At 45.7% G+C, this 19,891-nt stretch carries 19 protein-coding genes; 8 read left to right on the forward strand and 11 right to left on the reverse strand.

All coding sequences use genetic code 11. The features are described from left to right. Positions 1-115: 115 nt before the first annotated feature. The 4 genes from dprA to G7Y45_RS03315 are packed head-to-tail and all read right to left on the reverse strand — an operon-like array spanning position 116 to position 3,398. Positions 116-1,237: a DNA-processing protein DprA gene (gene dprA, locus G7Y45_RS03300; RefSeq protein WP_005812520.1), complete on the reverse strand. Its 1,122-nt coding sequence runs from the start codon at positions 1,235-1,237 to the stop codon at positions 116-118. Continuing rightward, complete coding sequence (locus tag G7Y45_RS03305) at positions 1,234-1,638, reverse strand: thioesterase family protein (protein WP_005782900.1); 405 nt, start codon at positions 1,636-1,638, stop codon at positions 1,234-1,236. The genes dprA and G7Y45_RS03305 overlap by 4 nt, the downstream gene beginning before the upstream one ends. Positions 1,639-1,640: 2 nt before the next feature. Further along, a complete protein-coding gene (locus G7Y45_RS03310; RefSeq protein WP_005812518.1) occupies positions 1,641-2,882 on the reverse strand; it encodes a peptidase U32 family protein in 1,242 nt (413 codons plus the stop codon). A 57-nt stretch (positions 2,883-2,939) separates the two neighbouring features. Beyond that, positions 2,940-3,398 (reverse strand): DUF2059 domain-containing protein, encoded by a 459-nt coding sequence (locus tag G7Y45_RS03315; protein ID WP_005822479.1) that lies wholly within the window; start codon positions 3,396-3,398, stop codon positions 2,940-2,942. 94 nt (positions 3,399-3,492) lie between these two features. On the opposite strand from G7Y45_RS03315, the gene dusB reads away from it, so the two are divergent. Then, positions 3,493-4,470, forward strand: coding sequence for a tRNA dihydrouridine synthase DusB (dusB, locus tag G7Y45_RS03320; protein WP_005812515.1), 978 nt, complete (start codon positions 3,493-3,495; stop codon positions 4,468-4,470). On the opposite strand, the gene G7Y45_RS03325 is transcribed toward dusB, so the two are convergent. Genes G7Y45_RS03325 through G7Y45_RS03335 form a run of 3 tightly spaced genes read right to left on the reverse strand, consistent with a single transcriptional unit; the run spans position 4,463 to position 7,347 of the window. Continuing rightward, positions 4,463-5,428, reverse strand: a complete 966-nt coding sequence (locus tag G7Y45_RS03325; protein WP_005782893.1) for a phosphatase PAP2 family protein — start codon at positions 5,426-5,428, stop codon at positions 4,463-4,465. The two genes, dusB and G7Y45_RS03325, sit on opposite strands and share 8 nt — an antisense overlap. After that, positions 5,419-6,426, reverse strand: coding sequence for an NAD(P)-dependent oxidoreductase (locus G7Y45_RS03330; RefSeq protein ID WP_005812513.1), 1,008 nt, complete (start codon positions 6,424-6,426; stop codon positions 5,419-5,421). The genes G7Y45_RS03325 and G7Y45_RS03330 overlap by 10 nt, the downstream gene beginning before the upstream one ends. Positions 6,427-6,447: 21 nt before the next feature. Further along, entirely contained in the window at positions 6,448-7,347 is a 900-nt protein-coding gene (locus G7Y45_RS03335; protein WP_165016811.1) for a cation diffusion facilitator family transporter, read from the reverse strand. 103 nt (positions 7,348-7,450) lie between these two features. Between G7Y45_RS03335 and rnr the strand changes: the two genes are divergently transcribed. Continuing rightward, positions 7,451-9,595 carry a ribonuclease R gene (gene rnr / locus G7Y45_RS03340; RefSeq protein ID WP_165016808.1) on the forward strand — a complete coding sequence of 715 codons (2,145 nt, stop codon included), beginning with the start codon at positions 7,451-7,453 and terminating at the stop codon, positions 9,593-9,595. A gap of 200 nt (positions 9,596-9,795) precedes the next feature. Here rnr and G7Y45_RS03345 read toward each other — a convergent pair whose 3' ends face one another. After that, on the reverse strand, positions 9,796-10,116 hold the full coding sequence (locus G7Y45_RS03345; protein ID WP_165016806.1) for a hypothetical protein: 321 nt from the start codon (positions 10,114-10,116) through the stop codon (positions 9,796-9,798). Between the two features lie 276 nt (positions 10,117-10,392). On the opposite strand from G7Y45_RS03345, the gene G7Y45_RS03350 reads away from it, so the two are divergent. The 5 genes from G7Y45_RS03350 (at position 10,393) to G7Y45_RS03370 (ending at position 14,486) form a co-directional block, all read left to right on the forward strand. Next, positions 10,393-10,905, forward strand: a complete 513-nt coding sequence (locus G7Y45_RS03350) for a hypothetical protein (protein ID WP_005782884.1) — start codon at positions 10,393-10,395, stop codon at positions 10,903-10,905. Positions 10,906-11,029: 124 nt separating this feature from the next. Next, positions 11,030-11,992 carry a toxin-antitoxin system YwqK family antitoxin gene (locus G7Y45_RS03355; protein ID WP_165016804.1) on the forward strand — a complete coding sequence of 321 codons (963 nt, stop codon included), beginning with the start codon at positions 11,030-11,032 and terminating at the stop codon, positions 11,990-11,992. A gap of 71 nt (positions 11,993-12,063) precedes the next feature. Continuing rightward, positions 12,064-13,209 carry a DUF5991 domain-containing protein gene (locus tag G7Y45_RS03360; protein WP_032540928.1) on the forward strand — a complete coding sequence of 382 codons (1,146 nt, stop codon included), beginning with the start codon at positions 12,064-12,066 and terminating at the stop codon, positions 13,207-13,209. A gap of 188 nt (positions 13,210-13,397) precedes the next feature. Then, on the forward strand, positions 13,398-13,883 hold the full coding sequence (locus G7Y45_RS03365; RefSeq protein WP_005782877.1) for an RNA polymerase sigma factor: 486 nt from the start codon (positions 13,398-13,400) through the stop codon (positions 13,881-13,883). Between the two features lie 6 nt (positions 13,884-13,889). Beyond that, on the forward strand, positions 13,890-14,486 hold the full coding sequence (locus G7Y45_RS03370) for a hypothetical protein (RefSeq protein ID WP_032535559.1): 597 nt from the start codon (positions 13,890-13,892) through the stop codon (positions 14,484-14,486). Between the two features lie 277 nt (positions 14,487-14,763). Here G7Y45_RS03370 and G7Y45_RS03375 read toward each other — a convergent pair whose 3' ends face one another. Beyond that, positions 14,764-17,229 carry a glycoside hydrolase N-terminal domain-containing protein gene (locus G7Y45_RS03375; RefSeq protein WP_165016801.1) on the reverse strand — a complete coding sequence of 822 codons (2,466 nt, stop codon included), beginning with the start codon at positions 17,227-17,229 and terminating at the stop codon, positions 14,764-14,766. A gap of 106 nt (positions 17,230-17,335) precedes the next feature. Here G7Y45_RS03375 and G7Y45_RS03380 point away from each other — a divergent pair, with 106 nt between their 5' ends. Continuing rightward, on the forward strand, positions 17,336-17,809 hold the full coding sequence (locus G7Y45_RS03380; RefSeq protein ID WP_005782870.1) for a pyridoxamine 5'-phosphate oxidase family protein: 474 nt from the start codon (positions 17,336-17,338) through the stop codon (positions 17,807-17,809). 103 nt (positions 17,810-17,912) lie between these two features. Here G7Y45_RS03380 and cysK read toward each other — a convergent pair whose 3' ends face one another. Further along, positions 17,913-18,860: a cysteine synthase A gene (cysK, locus tag G7Y45_RS03385; protein WP_032535562.1), complete on the reverse strand. Its 948-nt coding sequence runs from the start codon at positions 18,858-18,860 to the stop codon at positions 17,913-17,915. A 144-nt stretch (positions 18,861-19,004) separates the two neighbouring features. Further along, positions 19,005-19,817, reverse strand: a complete 813-nt coding sequence (locus G7Y45_RS03390) for an alpha/beta hydrolase (RefSeq protein WP_005782868.1) — start codon at positions 19,815-19,817, stop codon at positions 19,005-19,007. Positions 19,818-19,891: the final 74 nt, after the last annotated feature.

The following is a 19,891-nucleotide window of genomic DNA, read 5'->3' on the forward strand; positions in this document are numbered from 1 at the left end:
AATATTTGGAGAATCATCCGAAGAGAATTACATTTGTATTGTGATTTTTTTCATAGTATTAGATTTAAGGTTAACAAAAGGTTGGAGTCAGGCGTGACTCCTTTTTTTTGCCCCTTTATTTAAGTAACTGATAGACTCCTCCCGCCAAGGCCCGGATTACTCCTTTCATTTCCAGCTCAAACAGAATGACACTGATCTTATTGATAGGAATATCAGCCTGCACCATCAACGCATTGATCTGCAAATCTCCCAGCCGTCCGAGAATATCTACAATCTTCAGTTCTTCGGCAGATAAATCAGGGAAAAGATTCCGCTGTACGGTTGTCGGTTTAATAGTATGTGAACCGGTATCCCACCCCATTGCCTTCACAAAATCCGCCGCAGACTCCAACAAAACAGCCTTATTGTCCCGTATCAACTGATTGCACCCTTTCGAATATTCATCAGTGACCCGCCCCGGGAAAGCAAAACAGTCGCGATGATAACTTCCGGCAATATCCGCCGTAATCAGAGAACCGCCTTTAGCGGCAGACTCCACCACAATAGTGGCATCGCTGATACCGGCAACAATACGGTTCCGACTGATGAAGTTATGTTTATCCGGATTTGTTCCGGAAAGAAATTCAGTTAACAGTCCACCCTGCCGGAGCATATCAATGGCTGTTTTACGATGTAACGAAGGGTAAATACGGTCCAGCCCATGAGCCAATACCCCCACAGTAGGAAGCTCGACAGCCAGTGCTGCCCGGTGGGCATTGATATCGATCCCATAAGCCAATCCGCTGACAACAAGTACATCCGGACATAACGCCTGCAAATCCTGCAGGAAACTGACGCAAATTTGTTTCCCGTAATCCGTTGCATTACGGGTCCCGACCATATTAATAATGTGGAAAGCATTGAGATCGGCTTTTCCTTTAAAGAATAATACGACGGGAGCATCATCGCATTCACGCAGTCTGGAAGGATAGCCCTCATCTGCCATCGTAAGGCAAGAGATACGGTTATCCCGTACAAACTCATATTCCTGTTCGGCACGCTTCAATGCCTGTGGAGAATCCAATGCTGCGACAACTGCCTGATTCACTCCGGGTAAGCGATCGGGCAATTCAGTCCGGTAACGGAATACATCGGCAGCACTCCCCATACCGTCTACCAGACGTTTGGCACCTATATGCCCAACGCCCGGTATTTGCGTCAGTGCAATACTGCATATCCGTTCTTCATCGGTGCTCATTGCAGGTAAGGCGCAAAAATCCGGTCGAATAATTCACTATCGCTCAAACGTCCGTTTACCACACATACCGTTTCCACCGTCGATTTAACGACAACCTTATTATCGCTTTTCCGGAAGATGTCCTGATAGAACACATATTTGATACCTTCTTTCTTCATATACAATTTGGAAACGAATTCATCACCACTCTTTAATGGGGTTTTGAAGGCCATATTAATGCGGGCTACCACCGGATCCACGCCCTCTTCGTGCAGTTTTGCAAAACTTACGCCTACCGATGAAAGAAACTCATGACGGGTATGTTCCAGATAATGTTGATAATTAGCGTTATTCACAATGCCTTGCAGGTCGCACTCGTAGTCACGTACCTTTAAAGTAAGTTCATAGATATACTTTTCCATCTTTATTCCAGTCCTTTAAATTTTTTCAGTTCTTCGGTCGAAACCAATTTATACAGTTTGTCACTCGGACGTATCTTATCCAGCTTCATAGAGAAGTGCTCTCCCTTCTTCACGGTTTCTACCGGTTTCAGGTCCACACGGGCCTCATCGAGCGTAGCAAACACAGCTCCGGTAGTAGGGCCGGTAATCAACAGCTTATCGCCTACACTCACTTCAGCCGCTTCCACCAGGAATTCGGCTACACCAATGTTGGAGAAGTATTTAATACCTTTCCCCACATAGATCTTACGTTCGGTTGCCGCCGATCCGTAATTCTTAGTCCATTCTCCCAGACGCTGTCCCAGATAGTAACCGTCCCAAAAGCCCCGGTTGAATACCGTTTTCAAGCGTTCATCCCACGCCGCAATCTTCTCGTCGGTAAACGTACCATCCAGACAGGCCTGAATAGCCTGCTTATAACACTCGACAACAGTACGTACATATTCGGGCCCGCGGGCACGGCCTTCGATTTTGAATACACGCACCCCGGCATCCATCATTTTATTCATGAAATGAATGGTCTTTAAATCTTTGGGCGACATGATGTACTGGTTGTCAACCTCAAGTTCCACATCGGTATCCTTATCACGGACAGTGTAAGAACGACGGCAGATCTGCATGCAGGCTCCCCGGTTGGCAGAATGATTCATTTCATGCAAAGACAGATAGCACTTGCCCGAAACAGCCATACAAAGCGCTCCGTGGCAAAACATTTCGATGCGGATCAGCTCTCCGCCCGGTCCACAGATATGTTCTTCTTGAATCTGACGATAGATCTCCGCTACCTGTTCCAGATTCAGTTCGCGCGCCAACACCACTACATCGGCAAATTGCGCGTAAAACTTCAAGGCTTCTGCATTCGAGATATTCAATTGCGTAGACAGATGCACTTCCTGACCAATCTTGTTGGCATAGCTCATCACCGCCACATCGGCGGCAATCACAGCCGAAATACCCGCTTCCTTGGCCGCGTCGACAATGGTACGCATCAGTTCAACATCCTTGTCATATATGATGGTATTCACCGTCAGATAACTCTTCATTCCATGTTCGTCACAGGTCCGGGCTATCTCGCGCAAGTCCTCAATGGTGAATGTATTGGCCGAACGTGCACGCATGTTCAGATTCTCAATACCAAAATAAATAGAATCAGCTCCCGCCTGGATGGCTGCCGCGAGCGATTCGCGTGAGCCAACCGGAGCCATTATTTCAAAGTCACTTATCTTATACATAGTTACCAATTATAAGTTACGAGTCCGCAACTACTGAATATATCCTTTTTCTTTCAGGTTTGCCACTATCTCCTGGGCAATCCCCATTCCGATCTGCTGACCCGCTTCCATGGCCTCGGCAGTCATCACCGGAGTGGACTCGGCCAGCTTCTTTCCCACAGGAGATTCATAGAACTGGGTAATCTTCTTCAGGTCGTTTATCGTCAGATACCTGTAATAAATAGATACATATATATCCATAAACTGTGTGTTTGCCTTTTCGGACAACTGCTCTTCAAAAGTTTTCCAGAATTCATCCGGAACGTTCGAATAAGTATGTTTCATCATCCCGATCATCTGCGGAACCATCGATTTCACAGTAGTCATAGCGCCCGAGGCCTCGAGCATCTTGCTTAACGCCTCTTTATAAGCAGCATCCTGAGCCGAAACGGAAGTGGCAGACAAGATAAAAGTCAGGCACAGAGCAATGGAAAATAGTCTTTTCTTCATAATTTCTATCCAGTTAAATAAATGAATGAAGTGCAAAGGTAGGGGTTTTTTCCGTACTTTTGCAGCCAAATAATGAATAGAAAATCGTAAAAAGATGAAAATAGGCCACATAGACCTGGGTGAACGCCCTGTATTTTTGGCTCCGATGGAGGATGTCACCGATCCCGCTTTCCGCCTGATGTGCAAAAAGTTCGGAGCCGATATGGTATACACAGAGTTCGTCTCGAGTGATGCTTTGATACGTTCCGTCAACAAAACAACTCAAAAACTGACCATCTGCGACGAAGAACGTCCCGTCGCCATTCAGATATACGGTAAAGATACGGAAGCCATGGTTGGCGCAGCACGGATTGTAGAAGAAGCACAACCGGATATATTAGACATCAACTTCGGCTGTCCGGTAAAGAAAGTTGCCGGAAAAGGAGCAGGCGCCGGTATGTTGCAGAATATCCCGAAGATGCTTGAAATAACCCGTGCCGTAGTAGATGCAGTCAAAATACCCGTTACTGTAAAGACCCGTCTGGGATGGGATGCGGACCATAAAATCATTGTCGACCTGGCCGAACAATTACAGGATTGCGGTATTGCGGCATTAGCCATTCACGGACGTACCCGGGCACAGATGTATACGGGCGAAGCGGACTGGACCCTGATAGGGGAAGTAAAGAACAACCCGCGTATGCATATACCGATCATAGGAAATGGCGACGTAACTTCGGCTACCGGTGCCAAGGAGTGTTTTGAGCGGTATGGAGTAGACGCTATCATGATAGGACGTGGCAGCATCGGCCGCCCATGGATATTCCGCGAAGTGAAGCATTATCTTGAAACCGGAGAAGAACTGCCGCAGGAATCCTTTGAGTGGTATCTGAATGTATTGCGTGAAGAGGTGCTAAACAGTGTAGCCCGCCTGGACGAGCGCAGAGGGATTATCCATATCCGCCGCCATCTGGCAGCAACTCCTTTATTCAAAGGAATACCCAACTTCCGGGAAACACGCATCGCCATGCTGCGAACAGAGTCGGTAGAAGAGCTTTTCCGGATATTCGATGGACTTCACCCCATCACTTAAACATCGGCACTGCAAACCATTTCTTGAACATCTTTGTCACCAGCACATACAGCACGAAAGCAGAGATAAAGCCCGCAATCGCATCAATCAGATAATGTGCCTGAATATAGACAGTAGCTCCGCAAAGCAACAGATAGAGCGGCAACAGGCAGGCAAAAAGTTTCTTGCTGCCACGCCAAGCCATAATCATCAGAATAGTCGAAACACCGACATGCGAACTGGGAAAAGCCGCCGTAGGACGTTCTCCCACTTGTTGCGAACCCTCTACCAGGCTATAAAAGAATCCATGCTGATAGCCGGGACCCGGAAGCAACTCCTGATTGTGATTGAAATAATCGCCAATGGCAGGAAAGACACCTTGTGAGACAGAATCCATGCCAATGGCAGGGAAATAGAACTGAGGACCGGCAACCGGAACGAATATATAAATAAGGTAGTAGATGAAAAAGCAGGTGACCAGTACAAACGACATCTTCTCAAACAGATCGAACCGATAGATGAAATAGAACAACGTCACCACGAGAATCATCGGATAATATGCGAAGTACCCCATATTGAAGGGTTCGCTCACCCACATTTGCGGAAACGCGTGGCAAAACCATACGGCAGGTTGCCCTCCGAACATCCACTGTTCGGCCGTAGCAAAAAGATGATCCAGGTTGGGGAAGACACGGTTGAACTCAAAAGTATCCGGATACCAGTATGACAAAAGGCTCATCTGGATAGCGATACGCACAAAAGCGGAAAACTTACATGGAGCCAACCGGTAGAGATACATCAGCAAAAAAGTCATTGCCGCAATCACTGCCCTGTCCCACAACATGTGGAGCGGATGGTCCATCCGTTGAAACATGAATAAAATCAAGATAGAAGTTAACAGATTATATATCAATGTTATCTTCTCAACAGCAAACAAGCCCTTACGGCTTTCTACACGTTTAAATAAATCTAAAGCCATCCTTCGTTCTTATACCAGGCAATCGTTTCCTTCACTCCCTTTTCCAAATCGTATTCAGGAGCATATCCCAGTTCTTTCACAGCCGGAGTTATGTCGCATTGCCAATTTCTTTGTTTCATTATTTTATATTTGTCCGAATTCAGTGTGCTGCTCTTTCCCGAACGGGTCGCTATAAATTCGGCGAGCAAAGATACGACTTTTAGCACAATTAACGGACATTTGATGTGAATAACAAACGGACTCCCCAATTCTTTTTGAATCAGATCGGAGAAAGCACGGCTTTTATATACCTTCCCGTCAGCCAGAAAGTAAGCACGCCGGGATACTTCCTTCTCAATTCCCAGAAAAATAGCCTGTACAATATCTTTCACATACACAAATGTCAGATCCTGCCGTTTATATCCCACGGAGAAATCCGTATGCTGCCGGATGGACTTCGCCATCAGGAAATAGTCTGCCTCACGAGGCCCGTACACTCCCGTCGGACGGTAAATGACATACGGAAAACCGGGCAGGCTCTGAATGTAGAGCTCTGCTTTCAGTTTGCTTAATCCGTAAGCCGTATTCGGAGCCGGAGTATCTTCTTCACGGATGGGAGTATAATCCTTTTCACGTATCGGACCGAATACACTCAGAGTACTGATATAGATAAACTGCTTGGGAATCATATTAAGCTCGCGCAACGTATCGACAAAATATTTGGTCTGCAGATAGTTGACACGGTCGAAGTCGTTCTTGTCCGCACACTTGGTCACGCCGGCACAATGGACGATATAATCGAATTTATTGTACGTACCTTTATGGCCGGACAGTTGTGCCCGCAACTCATTGGGGTGTGCAAAGTCCAACTCAAGGAAGTGAATCTTGCGTTCTTTCAGGTATTTCTTACTGCTGGATGCACGGATCCCCGCCCAGACACCAAACCTGCGTTTCAAAGCTTCCTGAACAATGAAACTGCCGATAAATCCGCTTGCTCCGGTAATTAGAATACTCTCCATAAAATTCAGATCAAATGATAATTATTTCGTTGGTTCCACATGAATGCCTACATGGGTTCCTTTCCCAAACATCTCTTTTAGTTTATTTTCGATAGCAGTAGCCGTGCCATGCGCCTCTTCCAGAGTTATCTTCCCATCCATGCGGACATGAATTTCGATGGCATAATAACTGCCGATCCTGCGGGTACGCAAATGGTGGGGCTGACTCACTCCCGGAAAAGAGAGTACGGTCTGTTCAATCTCTTTCTCGACATCGTCCGGCAAGGACTTTTCAAGCAGTTCGTCCACACAAGGAATCAGCAACTGCACAGATACCTTCATAATAAAGAAACTGACTACCACTGCGGCAATCGGATCGAGTACCCGCCAATGATCTCCCAGCAAAATGGCCCCTCCAATACCGATAGCCGTTCCGATGGATGATAACGCATCACTCCGGTGATGCCAGGCATTGGCTACCACGGCCTGAGAATTTAACTTCTTGCCCTGAATCACGGTATACTGATACAGTATCTCTTTTGACACAATCGACACCAATGCCGCCACCAATGCCACTACACCGGGAGACTCCAACTGTCCGCCCTGCAAAAAAGTATAAATGGAAGAGGCACCATTCCAAAAGATACCGAAGCCGACACACAAAAGTAACAACCCGATGATGGCCGTAGCCAATGTTTCATATTTGCCGTGCCCATAATCGTGCCCCTTATCTTCGGGCTTCCCGGCGATACGGACAAAGACAATGACAACAATATCGGTGATGAAGTCGGATAGTGAATGGACAGCATCGGCCAGCATAGCCGCACTATGCCCGGCAATTCCGGCAAAGAATTTAAAAACGAGCAAAAGGAAGTTCACGACACTTCCCACGATCGTTACTTTATAAATTCCCTTCTCCCTGGAAGACTTTTCACTTTCCATTTGTTAGATTATTCATAATGTGAGGGGCAAATGTACATGAAAATCTTGAATTATTAATATTTAATCGCTTACTTTGTACTGATTGATATAAAACGAACCGATTATGGCTAAAAAGAAAGAAAAAAAAGCCGGCAAAAGAATGAAGAAGAAAGAACTGTCAAAGGTGGTTCTCGATTTCTTCCATGCCAAACAAGACGAGGTTATCAGCCTGAAATATATTTTCTCGGAACTGAAGTTAACCACTCATCCGCTAAAAATGCTCTGCATGGATATCCTGTCCGATCTCCTGGCCGATGACTACATTACCGAAGTAGATAAAAACAAATATAAACTAAACAATCACGGTGTTGAGATGACCGGAACTTTCCAACGTAAAAGCAACGGGAAGAACTCGTTTATCCCCGAAGGAGGCGGAGACCCGATTTTTGTCGCCGAGCGTAACTCCGCTCATGCGATGAATAACGATAAGGTGCGCATCGCCTTTTATGCCAAACGTCGCGGACGCGAGGCCGAGGGAGAAGTGATCGAGATACTGGAACGCGCCAACGATACATTCGTCGGCACACTGGAAGTGGAGAAATCATATGCCTTCCTCGTCACGGAAAACCGTACGCTTGCCAACGACATCTTTATCCCTAAAGATAAACTGAAGGGCGGAAAGACCGGCGACAAGGCAGTGGTAAAGGTCACAGAGTGGCCGGACAAAGCTAAAAACCCGATCGGACAAGTGCTCGACATTCTTGGCAAAGCCGGTGACAATACGACTGAGATGCACGCTATCCTGGCCGAATTCGGATTGCCATACGTCTATCCGCAGTCGGTAGAAAAAGCCGCAGATAAGATTCCCGCAGAGATTTCCGCCGAAGAGATAGCCCGCCGCGAAGACTTCCGAAAAGTAACCACTTTCACCATCGACCCGAAAGACGCCAAAGACTTTGACGACGCTCTTTCCATCCGCCCATTGAAGGACGGACTTTGGGAAGTCGGCGTACACATTGCCGACGTGACGCATTATGTCAAAGAGGGAAGCATTATCGACAAAGAAGCCGAAAAGCGTGCAACTTCCGTTTATCTGGTAGACCGCACCATACCGATGTTGCCCGAACGTCTCTGCAACTTCATCTGCTCGCTTCGCCCCAACGAAGAGAAACTTGCTTTCTCTGCCATATTCGACATCACGGAAAAAGGAGAAGTGAGAGACTCGCGCATTGTACACACGGTCATCGAATCGGACCGCCGCTTCACTTACGAAGAGGCGCAACAGATCATCGAAACCAAAGAGGGTGACTTCAAGGACGAGGTACTGATGCTCGACACCATAGCCAAGGCCTTGCGTGAAAAGCGTTTTGCGGCAGGAGCCATCAACTTCGACCGTTACGAAGTGAAATTCGAAATCGATGAAAAAGGAAAACCCATCAGCGTTTACTTTAAGGAATCCAAAGATGCCAATAAGCTGGTAGAAGAGTTTATGCTGCTTGCCAACCGCACCGTAGCAGAGAAAATAGGCAAGGCACCCAAAGGAAAGAAGGCCAAAGTGCTGCCTTACCGTATCCACGACCTTCCTGATCCGGAAAAGCTGGACAACCTCGCACAGTTCATCGCCCGTTTCGGTTACAGACTTCGCACAAGCGGAACCAAGACGGATGTCTCTAAATCGATCAATCACCTGTTGGACGACATACAAGGAAAGAAGGAAGAGAACCTGATTGAAACCGTATCTATCCGTGCCATGCAGAAAGCGCGCTACTCTACGCACAACATCGGTCATTATGGACTGGCTTTCGACTATTATACCCACTTCACCTCTCCTATCCGGCGTTTTCCGGACATGATGGTGCACCGGTTGGTAACCAAATATATGGATGGCGGACGCAGCGTATCGGAAACGAAGTACGAGGATCTGTGCGACCACAGTTCGAACATGGAACAGATTGCAGCCAACGCCGAACGTGCTTCCATCAAATACAAACAGGTGGAATTCATGAGCGAACATCTGGGACAGACTTATGACGGAGTGATCTCCGGCGTAACGGAATGGGGACTTTACGTAGAACTAAACGAAAACAAATGTGAGGGCATGATACCTATCCGCGATCTGGACGATGATTATTACGAGTTCGACGAAAAGAACTACTGCCTGCGCGGTCGTCGCAAGAACCGTATCTACAGCCTGGGAGACGCGATCACCATCAAAGTGGCACGGGCCAATCTGGAGAAAAAACAACTGGACTTCGCACTGATAGAGTAACACTTTGTCAAAATGATAATCGGGACCCGCTCAGATTGCCTTATTTCCGGCAAGAGTACGTCCGCAAAGAAAAATCGCCTTCCACACGGATCGGTGATTTTCTTTTTATTATCCAGATAGGGAAAGTTGGCACAAAAGCGAAAGGATAAGTACACAGAAGCCGGACAAAGAAAAAGAAATAAAGGATATAAGGAATCATTTTATCTTTTCCTAAGCGCTCGCCATTCGGAAGCAACCAGAGAAATATATGGATTCACGCCGCTCCGAAATACCGGTAAAAGAAGATGTGAAACAAAAGACCTTTGTTTTTCTGAAAAAGAAGTAAGCATTTCACCCGAAAGAAGTAAGCATTTTCGGAAAATGCTTACTTCTTTTTGAGAAAAGCAAGGGGCTTCAACCCGAAAAGCCCGGGTTTCCGATCCCCAAAGCCCGGCTGTTGGAGTCCAAAAATCTGTTTTTGTGTTCCTGTGCTCCCTATCAGCCCGATAAAAGAGAAAGTACATGTAAGCGGAAACAGCCATTTACTCACTTTTTGAAATGAAACACAGACAAAACGCAGCAATCGGATCATCCGACAAGTTCTAATATATAAAATCCATTCCGACAATGTATCCAAGATGCCGTGCAATTCTTTGATTTAAGTGTAAATGCGACAGTTCTTCTTTTTACCATATACATTCGTACCCGCTTATCAACTCTGCTCATCGCCGCTTCATCATTTAGCATTTCAACAATAAAACCAATTTTCATTCGGTCATCGGAATTAAAACAGTATATTTGCCGCCAACTAAACAAAGTTGGAATACGGAGTAAAACAACTCAATAAAAAGAACATCACAAACATGCTTGGAATAAAACTGATTATAGCAATACTATTTGTAATCATCGCATTACTCAGCATCTTCTTTGTAATTATCAGAGCAATCAAGAATAATAAGAACTGGAAAATAATAGAACCTGAACTTATAAAGAAAGTTCAAAAGTCCACCGGGCAAGAAATTATACATACAATGACTTTAAACGCCAGCGACTCAACTGACTTCTCCAACGGCAAGGGTTTCTTACTATGGATAGCATTTACATCTGACTACACAGCTTTTATCAATAAGAGCTATATTGCCGATAGCGGTAATGGACATGTTTATCTTTCAAGAAGAATGGATACTTCAATGAAAAGATTAGAGAAAAGATTTATGGAACTTGAGTTCAGGAACAAGGAATCCGCAGAAATATTAAAATTAGACGTACTGGTCCGTCCCAAAGACATAGAGATACTAAGCGCATTTATTCCCAATAAAAAATCTTTGTAAAGATTGACAGTACAAAAACCGATCAGGAAACCGGATATCGAACGTACTTTCATCTGCTACGGCAGATAAAGGCAGAATGCAGATATTCCAATTATTTATTATCACAAAATAAACTAAGAAATCAATGAAAAAAGTTATTCTTTTACTCTTACTCGGAGCATGGGTATTCACAAGTGTTGCTCAGGAAAAGGTATTTCAAGTAAACGAAGTGTCCGTCATTAACTATGGTGACGGACGGTTGCTGTTCCGGGAACTGAACGAGGAAAAAACACCGTTACAGGGCGAATACCGCATCATCGACGGCTATCATTCGGAATATATCCTGGCTTCTTTCAAGAATGGCATGTACGACGGGCTGTATCGCCATTTCAAGAGGAATGTTCTTGCGGAGGAAAGCACATACAAGGATGGATGGAGAGAAGGCTATCGTAAAACATATTATGGCGACGGCAAAACCCTGCAGGGCGAAGGAACGTTCGTGGAAGGAAAGTTGCACGGTGTCTGTAAGTCATACTATCAAAATGGAAAAGTCGAAACGGAGGTCTGCTATAAAAGGGGAGACCAGGACGGATGCGACCGCAAATACAATGAGGAAGGAAGCCTCGTGCGCGATACTTATTATAAAGATGGCAAGCCCGATGGAAATTGGGTGGAGCATCTGTCCGGTAGTATTGATTTCACCCGTCGCAGCAGCTATAAAAACGGATTGCTGACGGGCGAATATTCTGAAACGCTAAAGAATGGAAATCTCCGTAAAAAAGGTACTTACAAGGAAGGCAAAAAAGACGGAATCTGGATCGAATATCGCCGTGATACGGGCATCCCCGAACGTTCGACTACCTACCGGGCAGGGGAAAAGACAGGAGAAGAGATTCGCTATTTCACTGATGGAAAGCCCGAAAGCTCCAAAAATTACCTGAATGGCAAGTTGGAAGGCATTAGCCGCGAATATTATTATAGCAACGGCCAGCTAAAGTCGGAATTCACCTACAAAGCCAACAAACAGCATGGCCCTTTTAAATATCTGAACGAGGACGGAACCGTCCGCGAAGCAGGCCGTTACGAAAACGATATGCGGAAAGAGTAATTCTGCCGGAACCAGTATGGAAGGCGGTTTTACATTTATAGATAGGAATATGAATAAACACATTTGTTTTTATGAATAGAAAGTGGATCTTAATAACATTGTGCATTATACTACTATCCGGTTGTATAAATTTTGGGAAACGTTCGTCCACTCCGAAGACTCAATCACCCGGCAACGAAACCGAACAATCAGAACACGCCATCAGTCAGCATTGGATTGGGAGCTATTCTTTATATATCCTCTCAGGAGAAACCATTCAAGAAGATGCCAGCAACATCGGAGTCGGTTATGATTTTGAAATTCAGGATTCGATGGTTTCTTTTACAGCAGAGGGCTTTCAGACGTTTTTCGTGTGTGAATGCTCGATCCGGGAAAGCAAAGATCAGTTGTTGTTACTCTACAAAAGAAAGATTGAAGAGACTACTACCGTACCTTTTAGAAACGAGGGCGATACGGTTGCCCTGATTACCTGCGAACAGGGAAAATATTATGTGCAAAGCCCGGTCATTCCGGTTGCCGGATGGGTTTACAATCAAAAGATATTGCTGGAGAAGGAGCCGGTTAATACATCAGAGGAATCGGATCATGGCTCGATCCCGGAAATAACCTATTGGCACGAGGACTTTGAATATGGCACTGAAGAAGATCATTTAGACCGTTGGGTCATTCCCATTGACGAAGCTGAATTTTTAGCTGCATCGGCTAACTATAAGAACATACAGCCGGACAGCACGGTTCAGTTACCCACTGATCAAGGGAGCTATTCTGTTTCACTGGAAAATGGGCACACAAAAGTGTTATCCGATTGCTATGAACAATCCGATGCGTATCGCAAATACCTATACAAAGGATATCTTGCAGAAATGAATTGTTATGTATTCGAATACGAAGGCCTTGAGTGGGAAGGAATTTCATACGTCTCTAAAGCGAACGGGGAAGAATACGGTCTCCGCACCCAAGCTTTGTTCTCTTTGAATCAGAATTGTTATTGTGTGGATGCATGCACCGAGCTTGAAGGCGAAAGAGCCGGAATTATAAAGGTATTTCAGGTCTCAGGCGGCGAATTCAAATTCATGTTCGGCTTATGGTCGGACAAGATATTCCCGCAAACCGTTTGCTGGAAGGATAACACCACTCTTTATGTGAAAGCCCTCCGGGAGGAAAATGGCGCAGATCAAACTTATTACTATAAGATACCTTTGGATCAGGTACAATGATTCGCTTTTGGTAAATGACCGATAAAGAGGCTGTCTCAAATTTTTTTTTGAGTTCAGCTTCTTGTTTTATTGTCTATTGCTTTTCTTACCTAATCTTTTTATACTCTTTTCCCTCTTATTCTTTTATAATAAAGCAATCTTGTAATAATAACATCGTTCGCCCGACTATAAAGTAAAGATTAAAACAAATGAAGTCGAACAAAAATGAATTTCTGAAGATGTTGACTGCCTATCAGGGGATTATCCACAAGGTAAACCGGGTATATTTCAGATCGGAAGCGGACAGAGAGGACAACTTTCAGGAAACCGTCTATCAGCTCTGGCGATCTTTCCCGGCATTGCAGAACAAGGAGAAACCCGCATCGTGGATCTATAGGGTAGCAATCAATACCTCTATTTCGAAAATAAGAAAGGATAGTCGCATCGAGTTTCATGACTCGCCGCCGGAGGGAGAGACCGTTGACCCTTGGGAACAGCAGGAACAGGACGAAAACTGGCAAAGACTTGTCAATGCCCTTCAAAAGCTGAATGAAATAGACAAGTCCATCATGCTGCTTTATATGGAAGACTATAGTTATGAAGAAATAGCAGAAATAGTGGGGATGAGCAGCTCCGCCGTCGGCGTAAAGATTCACAGGCTGAAAAGCCGATTACAAAAACAATTTAAAAAGTAAAGCATCATGGAAGCACATGACATTAAAGAAACCTGGAAAGCGGGAGTGGAAAAGAATATCAAACCGTATCCCGAAGACAAACTGAACGAGATGGTAGTCAAATCCGCGAGAAAATCAATCAAGACAGTGTATCCCGGAACCGTCTTCCGACTCGTTGTGGTCGCCGTGGTTGTTTACCTTATTGTAATGCTGTTTATAAGAGAGCAAAGCATGGAAAGAGCGTACGTGGATATAGCCGCTTTGGCCGTATTGTCCGTTTCCTATTTCCTTTGGGAACGTTCCGCTTACAGAATGCGGAAATACACCAACGGCATGGCTGTAAAGGAATGGTTGGAATACCGGATAAAAGAAGTTGAGAAAGACGTCAAATTCAATACCAAATATGGTTGGATCGTATATACGTGTTCCTTTCTCTCGGCAATAGGCTTCTATGTGTTCTATCTGATGGCAATGAATATAACTCCCGGCATATTGAACGTTGTAGTTGTCCCACTCGGCATAGCCATTTACCTGCTGATCATAGACCGTTCTTTAGGACGGAATTACCGGAAAACCCTCCGTGAACTGAAAGATTTATATAAACAGTTTGAAGTGGAGGATTGAAAACAACTATATCAAGGAAACGAATCATCATCGAGCAGGCACAGGCACTTACTATAAGCACCGGTACATCCCCATCCGACCGGAAATCAGAAAGTAAAAAAACAAGTAGACCCGGTCTGTCGGAAGATGAAAGTCGGAAAGACGGACTTTTATCTTCCGGCCGATCCCGGAAAAGAGGAAACATTATTATCCCAAGCATCCATCAACGTTCTTGCTGAAAGGTGAAAAAGAGAAATGACGCCGCTTTAGAGACAGCCGGTCATTGCCCCATGCCGGACTACCGCTTAACCGTAAAGACCTGACTCTGACCTGCCGGAATTACAACTTCCTTCACCTTCCGCCCGATCTTCAAACGGCAGGCATTTCCCTGTTCGGAAAATACCTTTACCACAGTTTTACCTGATTTACTCCAGGCAATATCTATAATAAAACCACCGCGGGCACGCAGCCCCGTAACCTTTCCTTCTGCCCATACATCGGGTAATGCCGGCAGAACGTCTATCACACCGTCATGGCTCTGCAACAACATTTCCGCCACACCGGCAGTATACCCAAAGTTACCGTCGATCTGGAAAGGGGGATGTGCATCGAACAAATTCTTATATAATCCCCCATGCCGATTTACTTTCGGCCCGAAGTCGGTGGGGGTGAATAAATTCCGTATAATACGATAAGCGTGATTTCCATCGTGCATACGGGCCCACATGTTGATCTTCCATCCCATACTCCAGCCCGTAGCTTCATCTCCACGCAATTCGAGCGTACGGCGGACTGCACTGACAAGTTCGGGGGTCTTGCCCGGTGTTATTTCACATCCCGGATGGAATCCATACAAGTGTGACAAATGGCGGTGGTGCGGTTCTACTTCATCAAAGTCTTCACTCCACTCCATAATCTGCCCCCGCTTTCCGATACGGTAAGGCACCAGTTGCTTTGCTCCCATTACGTGCAGCAAGAGAGTATCGGCAGGAGGAAGAATAGAATCGGCAGCTAAAATCGCAGCTGCTTCGGCCGTATTGCTGAAGAGTTCACGAATAATGGCCATATCCATCGCCGGAGCCGGAGCTACGGCCGAAGTTTTCTTTTCCGGAGTCAGAAACTGATTCTCGGGTGAAACTCCCAACGGAGTTTGCCACATCCCGTCTTTTTCCACCAGCCAGGCGTTATAAAACCGTGCGGCATCGCGCATCAGCGGATAGGCTGTCTCACGGAGAAACTTCTTATCCCCCGAAAACAGGTAATGATCCCACAAATGCCGGCAAAGCCAGCCGGCACTCATATTCCACATAAACCAGGTAGGTTCACCGTCTGCCGGTCCCGACTCACGCCAGATAGAGGTGATATGATGGGAAGTCCAGCCGGGAAGGTTATACATCTTTGTAGCTGTAGCGGAACCATTGACCGCAAGTTCCCGAATCAGTCGGAAAAGCGGTTCACTGCACTCAGGCAGTCCGGTGGTTTCGGCCGGCCAGTAATTCATCTCAGTATTGATATTAATGGTATAACTGCTGCTCCATGCCGGAACCACATCCTTATTCCATATACCTTGCAGATTGGCGGGTTGTCCGCCTTCACGTGAAGATGCTATCAGCAGGTAACGCCCATACTGAAACAAAAGTGCTGCCAGAGCATTGTCCGGATTGTCCCTGAATCCGATAATACGGCGGTCGGTAGGCAGACCAGAATAGTCTTTCTCCGATTTCAAAGTCAACGCCACACGACCGAACAGCCGTTGATAGTCCGCCAAGTGACGTTTCTTCAGATCTTCATAAGGCAGCTGCCCGGCAACGGAAAGAATCGTATCCAACTTGGCCTGATAATCACTGCCGTCCTGTGAAGGACTTCTATCAAAGCCATTATAGCTGGTGGCAGCAGCAACCAAAAGAATTATTTCACCCTCTCCGCTCACTTTCAACTGATTGTCTTGCAAGGTGGCATTTCCTTTCAGTACCTTCACCCGGCTTTGGAAAAACATCCCTTTGCCGCCAACCTCATCGGCATACAGCACTTGTTTGTCGGTCTTTCGGCGTCCGTGACTATCGAAAAGTTCCGGATGGCGATCTGTCAATCTGTTCTTTTCGAGGAAGTCCAGCGTCCGCCGCTCTACACAACCCGGAGCCTGTCCCGAAAGAATCAACTCTTCACCCGTACCATCCACTTTCGCTGTCGGATGCTCCGATGTATAGCTCACCGCTACATTTACGGGCGACCGACGTGAAGCAGAGATACGAATCACCATTACCCGGTCCGGATTGGATATAAAGTATTCACGGGTATAGCGGATGCCTTCTGCCTGATAGCGAATAGTATGTACGGCATCTTGCAGATTCAATTCACGCACATAGTTTTCCACCTTTCCCTGAACATCAAAGCTTAGAAAAAGGTCGGCCAGAGGTTGATAGCTCTGCGAAAGCCTGCCTTGCCAGTTCCGGGTTATCAATCGGTGGGCACCCGCATAATCGCCATGGTTCAACAAGGCAAGCACTTCATTGTATACACTTCCGATAGAAGGTACGCCAACACCGGAAAAAGGTTCACCGCTATACAGTGTGCTTTCATTCAGTTGCAAATGTTCTCTCCCGGCATCTCCGAATACCATCGCACCCAGATATCCATTTCCCAAAGGAAGAGCTTCATTCCAGTTGGCAGCAGGCTGCCGGTACCAAAGCGAAAGATTATTTCCGCCGAACAACAGGCAGGCTTCCAGTAAACAAAAAAGAGTGGTAAAAATGTGTTTCTTCATAACTATCAGGGTTAATTCATTTCAAAAACTGTATTTCTATATTCCCGGAAGGCAAAGTTATTAAAATAAATTTCCATCTTTGTATTCCTATCAAGAGAATATAGTTATGAAGACAGTAATCATTGAAAACAAAGAGCAGGTAGAAGAAATTATCTCCCGTTGCGATATTTGCTTTGTCGGTATCACCGACCTGGAAGGCAACCCTTATGTGATCCCCATGAACTTCGGCTATCAGGATGGAGTGATCTATCTGCATTCCGGCCCCACAGGCAGCAGCATCGATATGCTGGCAAAAAACAACCGTGTCTGCATCACTTTCAGTGTAGACCACGAATTGGTATTCCAGCACCCCAAGGTGGCATGCAGTTATCGGATGCGGGCCAAAAGTGTGATTTGCAGAGGACGCGTAAACTTTATCGAAGACCTGGAAGAAAAACGTGAAGCGCTCAATATATTGATGCGCCATTATAGCAGCCGGGAATTTGTATACTCAGATCCGGCAGTGAGAAATGTAAAAATCTGGGAGATACCGATTGAAAACGTTACGGCAAAAGAGTATGCGGTGCCGCATACGAAATAAATTCACCACAGATTACACGGATTCGCTCAGAATTTTGATCCGATAGTTAGTAAGACGAATCATTAATCTGTGCAAATCTGTGTAATCTGTGGTGAACAATGCATCAGAGCGGATACTCCTCGAACGCATACAAGATTGTCGACAGATAGCGTTCGCCTGTATCCGGCAATAATACAACAATCAATTTTCCTTCATTCTCCGGAAGTCTGGCTAACTCGGTAGCTGCATATACTGCCGCCCCGGAAGAGATTCCGACCAAAAGCCCCTCTTTAGCCGCCAGTTCACGACTGGTACGGATAGCATCATCGTTTCCTACCTGTTTAATCTCGTCTACCACAGCAGCATTATAGGTTTTGGGTATAAATCCTGCTCCAATACCCTGTATCTTGTGCGGACCGGGAGCACCACCCGATAATACCGGTGAATCGGTAGGCTCTACAGCCACAATTCGTACAGTAGGATTATGCTCCTTCAAAGCAGCCCCTACTCCACTTACGGTACCTCCCGTTCCTACTCCGCCCACAAAGATGTCCACCTTTCCATCGGTATCTCTCCAGATCTCCTGTCCGGTAGTACGTACATGAACCGCAGGGTTAGCCGGATTTTCGAACTGTTGCAGAATGACAGATCCGGGAGTAGCCGCTTGCAGTTCCTCAGCCTTGGCAATGGCTCCTTTCATCCCGTTTGCTCCCGGAGTAAGTACAAGCTCCGCTCCCAACGCCTTCAGCAGGTTCCTGCGTTCCATACTCATCGTGTCGGGCATGGTCAAGATCAGCTTATAGCCTTTGGAAGCAGCCACAAATGCCAAACCGACTCCGGTATTTCCACTGGTTGGCTCTATAATAACAGATCCTGGCCTCAACGTCCCCTTCACTTCGGCATCTTCAATCATAGCCAGAGAAATACGGTCTTTCACACTTCCGGCCGGATTGAAATATTCCAGCTTTGCTACTACACGTGCTTTGAGCCCTTTACTTGCGTTATAATTACTCAACTCCAGTAACGGAGTGTTACCGACTAAATCTGTCAGCTTCTTTGCTATCTTTCCCATATCTATCTATTATTAAATATCTGTTTATTAGTAATAGGACAAAAGTAGTGTAGATTTGGTTCATTCTCAATACCATAAGTATGGTAAATTCGTACTACGAATGAGGGAGAAATATCTTTCTAAAGAATCCAAACGAACCGCCGGTTACATTCCGGACACAGTAAAACGACGAATATAATTCGCCACCAGACAACAACCCGGAGTATATACCTGCCCGTGATCAAAGCCCTGCAATTCGTAAAGTGATACTTTCTGATTACCAATATTCTTCAGTACTGAAGCCAGCAAAGCATTTTCTTCGTAACGGTCTGCCATTTCCAAATTCCGGTCACCGGTAATCAATATAAAAGGAGGTGTATTCTTACGGGCTTTGTTGCAAGGCGCATACCGGTCTATCACCGGAATACCTTCGGGCAGCGCGCGTTCTTTACGTATGGTGAAATGTGTAACAGTCTGCCCGCTGATAGGAAGATACGCAGCTATGCTGTCAGCATCTACTCCATATTTCCGAAGATATGATTTATCTAATCCGACCATTAAAGTCAAATAACCTCCGGCCGAATGTCCGGTAACAAAAACACGTTTGGGACTACCTCCATATTCTTCTATATGTTTACAGGTCCAGGCAACGGCAGCGGCTGCATCATCGGTATAAGCAGGGTTTTTAGCTTTAGGACTAAGCCTGTAATTGACAGCGACTACTGCAAATCCTTGATTCATAAACATCTCAGGAATGTGTTTTCCTCCCCCTTCCAATCCTCCGCCATGAAACCAGACAATCGTCGGAAAGTCTTTTTTCCCAACCGGATAATAGACATCAAGTTTACAGCGTTCCTTACGGTAACCATCCGTTTCCCCCGCAGGAATATACGAAATGTCTTTTACTGTTTTGTACGTCTCCTGTGCCTGTAAGGTGAAGGCAACGAACAGGAGAATAAATGATAAATACTTTTTCATGCTATTAAGTGTTTGTGAATTACTTGGGCAAATATAATACAATAACGACACTGTTTGAAAAAATAATAGCTTCC

It is taken from the genome of Bacteroides sp. ZJ-18 (genome assembly GCF_011038705.2).
GTDB classification, from domain to species: Bacteria; Bacteroidota; Bacteroidia; order Bacteroidales; family Bacteroidaceae; genus Bacteroides; species Bacteroides hominis.